This is a genomic window from Lysinibacillus sp. EB106-09-02-XG168 (assembly GCF_058791475.1).
In genome coordinates this window covers 2717670-2723117 of sequence record NZ_JBYTDN010000003.1, presented here as the reverse complement: position 1 = coordinate 2723117, position 5448 = coordinate 2717670, and the positions used below count along the sequence as shown (strand labels likewise).

The following is a 5448-nucleotide window of genomic DNA, read 5'->3' as shown; positions in this document are numbered from 1 at the left end:
ATGTACTTAAATATAAGGAAGGAGGGAATTTACTAGATGACAATTTTTTTGAAGTATTTATGGAGAAATATATGTGAAAAGAAGTTTAGAAGTTTCATAATGCTTGTGGCGCTTTCTCTGACCACTTTTTTACTATTTATTAATTTAGGAATCAGGGATTATTTTGAGGCGTCTTATACATCGCATATTCAACGCGCATATGGGGATATTGACATTTCAATAATGCCAAGTGAGGACCAAGAAAACCCCTTTTTAAATGTTGATTCTCTTAATGCAGTGCATAAAGATATAAAGAGTACTTTAGATGTTTTCTATAGCATTAATAGCCTCGAAAGTTCTAACACTATTCTTAAAGTTAATACGTTCGGCCTTATCCCTAAAGAAGCGGAAGCATTAGGGCTTTTGCAAATTGACTCACGACTATCAGGTGAATCATTTTCAGAACAACAAGTTATTATAAGTGAGGATATGGCGAAGAAGGAAGGATATTCAATAGGTGATACAATCCTATTAAATGTTAACGGAATGGATGAACAGTTTACAATTTTTGCTGTAGCGAAGAAGGTGGGCTTCTTTGCTCAAGAAAGTGAATTAACGAAATCAGTGGTGATTCCACTTAAAACAGCAAACGACTTATATGGGGTATCTAATGCCGTAAATGTACGCTATGTAGAGATAACCGATCACATAGCAGTAGAGAAAGTGGTAAATGAATTAAAAGAACATAATCCTTCACTTTCTATTGCATCTGTGTATGACAATCAAACTCTTGAAGATCAAACGAATACGATTCTTCTCGCATTATTTTTTGTGTTACTTATTGTAATTGTCATTAGTTTTTATATTATTTCCTCTTTATTCAATGTTATTATCAAAGAGAGAATTACAGTTATTGGAACATTTAAAAGTATCGGTGCGTCTAAATGGCATATACGCCTTATGCTCTTAGCAGAAAGTCTCTTTTTTGGAATCATAGGCGGAATCGTTGGTATTGGCACTGGATTAGCGGTCAGTCCTATTTTATTTGAAGTGTTGAATAGTTATGATGAAACAATCTCAATTTTTTCGAACCCAAACCAATGGATATATATTGGATTGACCTTAGTCTTTACTATTGGTGTCTCGATATTAAGTAGCTTTATCCCTGTTCTTAAATTAAGCAATGTTTCCATTAAACAAATCCTTATGAATAATTTTAAAACGAATACTGGCTATTCAAAGTTCGGGTATTTATGGGGAATAGGTTTTATGGGAACTGCACTAATAATAAGCTATTTCAATACTAATTATAACTTGATTATGGGGCTTATTAGTATTTTGATGGTATTTGTTGGGGGAATTCTTTTTGTTCCGTATCTTGTCCGATGGTCTGTGTTTCTAGGGACTAAGATTTTACGTTCGCTCGTATCATATAATCTACAATTTGGATTTAAAAACCTAGAAAATAATCGTTTGTTACGGAATAATATTACGCTGATTACGGTTGTTCTGACCCTTATCATCACAATTTATACTGTTATTATTGGTGTTCAAAATTACATGACAGGTATCTCTAATGCTAATGATTTTGACATTTCTATTACCTCGCTGGAAAAAGACCAAAATCTATACGATTTTCTAAAGAGTGAGACTGGTGTATTAGAACCTTACAAAGAATATTTAGGCTTTGAACAAATTCAAACAGGAAAAGGGCAAACTGGCCATATCACTTATATTGGGTTAGATCCAAATAAAGTGTTCAAGGAATTCCATAAAGATGGTGTTAAATATAATGAAGTTGATAGCAAGAAACTTTTTACAGGGAATTATATGATTGTTGATAAATTTATTTTAAACCTCTATAACCTACAGATAGGGGACAAGGTAAAGATTGTAGTAAAAGGGAAAGCAATTCAAGATTACGAAATCATTGGTGTTATGGATGCTGCTAATTTTTCGACAAACCGAAGTGTAGCCATGATTAGTTTGGAGAATTTTCAAAAGGATATTTCAACTCAACCGTTTCAAATATTGTTGAAAACGGATGGCAATGTTCAAGAAGTAAGTAAAAGTATCTCACAGAGGTTAATGAATACGTCATCTCAAGTAAGAACATTGGAAGAAAACATCGAACAAAGTATGCAAGGTGTCGATAACTTGTTTATGGTACTAAAAATTTTAATTATTTTGGCAGTATTATTAGCTGGATTTGGAATCGGTAATAATTTGCTTATTAGTTTCCTTCAAAGGCAGCGTGAATTGGCAATCTTACATTCAGTCTGTATGAGTAAGATGCAACTTGTTCGTATGTTCACAGTAGAAACAATCGGGGTATGCCTGTTTGCGAGTTTCCTAGCATTCTTCTTAAGCTTTATAATTGCCAAAATGCTTCCTGATTTTTTATGGGGCGTAGGCATTGCCTTCTCCTTTGATTATCCATATCAGTTTGCTAGTTATTTAATAATCTCTTTATTCTTACTATTTTTATGTACCATCTTCATCCCAATCTTTAAACTCTATAAGATGCGTGTTGTAGATTATCTTCGTTTTGATTAAAACTGTTCTTTACTGAAAAAGGTATGTGTAACACAAACGGTGGTAAGAGAGGATGTTTTGATGAATAAACCAATATTAACAGTTAACAATGTTTCTAAACTATTGACAAAAGAAAAATTAGAAATTCCAATCTTAAAAGATATTACATTTAGTGTGAATGAGAGTGAATTTGTTTCGATTATGGGCCCTTCAGGCTGCGGGAAAAGTACCCTTCTATATTTGTTAGGGGGGTTAGACAATCCTACATCGGGTACGATTCATTTTAATAATGAAGATTTGCATGTATTAAAGGATAAACAAATTAGTAAATTGAGGAGAGCTGAAATAGGATTTATTTTTCAATTTTACAATTTAATTCCTAACTTAAGTGTTGAAGAGAATATTCTTTTGCCCGTGTTGATGGATGGAAAAAATGCAAAAGAATATAAGAATACATTGGATGAATTACTTCATATTGTTGGTTTGGAAGATCGTCGAAGATATATGCCTAATGAGCTTTCTGGGGGGCAACAACAGCGCGTAGCTATTGCTAGAGCGCTGATTAATTCGCCAAAGTTATTATTAGCTGATGAACCAATTGGTAATTTGGATAGCCAATCGGGTACAGGCGTAATGGAACTTTTCAAACGAATAAATCAAGAAAAGAATATTTCTATTATTCAAGTAACTCATTCACAAGACGCGGCCTTATATGGTAATAGAGTCATTCGTTTATTAGATGGGGAAATTGAATCTGAACAATGGATTGAAAAGAATAACATCACTCATGAAAAAATTGGTGGATAATATGAATAGCTTTGCAGTTAACATCACAAAGCCTTTATCAGAAGAAGTGTATACGCTCTTTTTAGACACTTTAGACGAAGACATGCAGCAGAAAATTTTAAGATATAAGAGAAAAAATGATCGAGACTTAAAATTGAGCACACATGTCTTACTTAGGGTGATGTTACATAAATTGTATCGAATGAAATTTGAGGAGATGTATTATAAAACAAATCAATTTGGAAAACCCTTCTTACCTGGGTCATCTATTCATTTTAATCTTTCTCATTCTGGTAGTTGGGGTGTGTGCGTAATCGATCAAACGCCTATTGGGGTTGATATTGAAGAAATCCTACCTATAGACATTAATGGTATGAGTACGTTTTTTTCAAAGAAGGAGCAATTGCTCCTTCTTCAAACACCTAAAAGGGAAAAGATAGAATTGTTTTATCGATTGTGGACATTGAAAGAAAGCTATGTAAAAAAATTAGGACTAGGTTTATCTAAATCTATAGATTCGTTTACTTTTCACATGAGTTCGGGAGTGATTAAAGTTGAAGACAAACATCAAGCTTTATATGATCAACCACATTTTTTTTATGAAGAACAAATAGAAAAGCCTTATAAGATGACAATTTGTGCACAGCATGAAAAGTTTCCAAAAGAAACTACTGTAATATCAGTCAATTATTTGTATCAATATCTTGTTAATTTAAAGTAGGTGTTAGATTGTGCGAAAAAAACATATTTTTATTATTTTGTTCATCATCGCAATACTGCTGCTTGTAACAAGGATTACGTATAAAATGGAGATGAATAACATGAGTAATTACCCAATACCAGGAGAGATGGTAGAAGTCAATCAACATAATATTCATGTTTATAAAACGGGTGAATCATCGAAAAGTAATTCCAGTATCATTTTGCTACCTGGAAGTGGAACTACTTCTCCTTATGCTGATTTCTATCCTCTATATAGTAAGTTAAAGAACCAATATGAAATTATTTTATATGAACGTCCTGGCTATGGCTGGAGCGATAAAACAGCTGACGATCGCAATATTGATACAATGGTAGATGAATTACGAGAAACGCTTCAAAGAGTAAATGAGGCTCCGCCTTATGTGCTAGTGGCCCATTCTATGGGGGCCTTAGAAACAATACGTTATGCACAGCGTTACCCACAAGAAATAAAAGCGCTTGTTTTTATTGATGGCATTAGTCCAACATACGCAAAGAACTTTAAATATACATTCACTAAAAAAATTAGTTGGAATACGATAAAGAGTATCGGTGAAATAGGACTAATTAATGCAATATCTAAAACAGGAGTCCTAGATAAGGTTTTCATTGATATTGATAATTTACCAAAGGACTTACAAGATATAAAAAAATTCATGGCCATAAAAAATATGAACAATTCTACAATGGAGAACGAAATACAAGAAATGAGCTCTAATGGAGAAATAATATTACAAAATGGTACCCTAGGGGATATTCCATTACTTTTGTTTAGTGCAACAAATAATGGCTATAAAAATTGGTCACAAACACAAACAGAATTATTGGGGTTATCTACAAATACGAAGCAAGTAGTCTATGAAAACACTAAGCACTACATTCATCATGAAAAAGCTGAACAAATGGCACAGGAAATTCAAATATTTTTAGAACAACTCGATTAAAAATTTTTCTTCAATTGTATTTAATTAAACTCTTAATTTTTATGTAAAGTTTTATTGTAAAATGTGTAACTCAAAATCGCTTTCTGTACGTGAAATAATTAGAGAATCAAAATGCGTCTTCTAAAAATTCATATTAATAATATCTAGAGAAAACAGTTTGTAATCGCAAGCTGTTTTTTTATTGTGCGCGCCTAGTATGGACGTAATCTATAGGGTACCAGTCAGCTACAAAGACAGAAGTATTGTTACTCAAGTGCAAGGCACCTTCTACTCGATTAAGGAAAATATAGATTTTTAAGTTGTGGATAATCAAGGGCAGAGTTTTGTCTAAGCTAAGATATTACATCCTCGAGGTCACTTCAATCTCTCGAGTGCTTTAACGCATTTGTTCTTTGTCCTTCAACTTTTGATGTATTAAAGATTCTTAATTCTTAGTAGTATGAGTACTGCTGTTCGAAAATTG

General features: G+C 32.8%; 4 protein-coding genes. All 4 read left to right on the top strand.

The genetic code is table 11. The features are described from left to right. Nucleotides 1-36: 36 nt before the first annotated feature. Genes AC3WSO_RS14235 through AC3WSO_RS14220 form a run of 4 tightly spaced genes read left to right on the top strand, consistent with a single transcriptional unit; the run spans nucleotide 37 to nucleotide 4985 of the window. Nucleotides 37-2535, top strand: coding sequence for an ABC transporter permease (locus AC3WSO_RS14235; RefSeq protein ID WP_492531655.1), 2499 nt, complete (start codon nucleotides 37-39; stop codon nucleotides 2533-2535). 60 nt (nucleotides 2536-2595) lie between these two features. Next, nucleotides 2596-3321 carry an ABC transporter ATP-binding protein gene (locus AC3WSO_RS14230; RefSeq protein ID WP_492531653.1) on the top strand — a complete coding sequence of 242 codons (726 nt, stop codon included), beginning with the start codon at nucleotides 2596-2598 and terminating at the stop codon, nucleotides 3319-3321. 1 nt (nucleotide 3322) lies between these two features. Next, nucleotides 3323-4021, top strand: a complete 699-nt coding sequence (locus AC3WSO_RS14225; RefSeq protein WP_492531651.1) for a 4'-phosphopantetheinyl transferase family protein — start codon at nucleotides 3323-3325, stop codon at nucleotides 4019-4021. 10 nt (nucleotides 4022-4031) lie between these two features. Continuing rightward, nucleotides 4032-4985 (top strand): alpha/beta fold hydrolase, encoded by a 954-nt coding sequence (locus AC3WSO_RS14220; protein WP_492531649.1) that lies wholly within the window; start codon nucleotides 4032-4034, stop codon nucleotides 4983-4985. Nucleotides 4986-5448: the final 463 nt, after the last annotated feature.

Excerpts from the sequence above, each read along its gene's own strand:
- AC3WSO_RS14235 (WP_492531655.1), top strand. The coding sequence starts at position 37 with ATGACAATTTTTTTGAAGTATTTATGGAGAAATATATGTGAAAAGAAG.
- AC3WSO_RS14230 (WP_492531653.1), top strand. The coding sequence starts at position 2,596 with ATGAATAAACCAATATTAACAGTTAACAATGTTTCTAAACTATTGACA.
- AC3WSO_RS14225 (WP_492531651.1), top strand. The coding sequence starts at position 3,323 with ATGAATAGCTTTGCAGTTAACATCACAAAGCCTTTATCAGAAGAAGTG.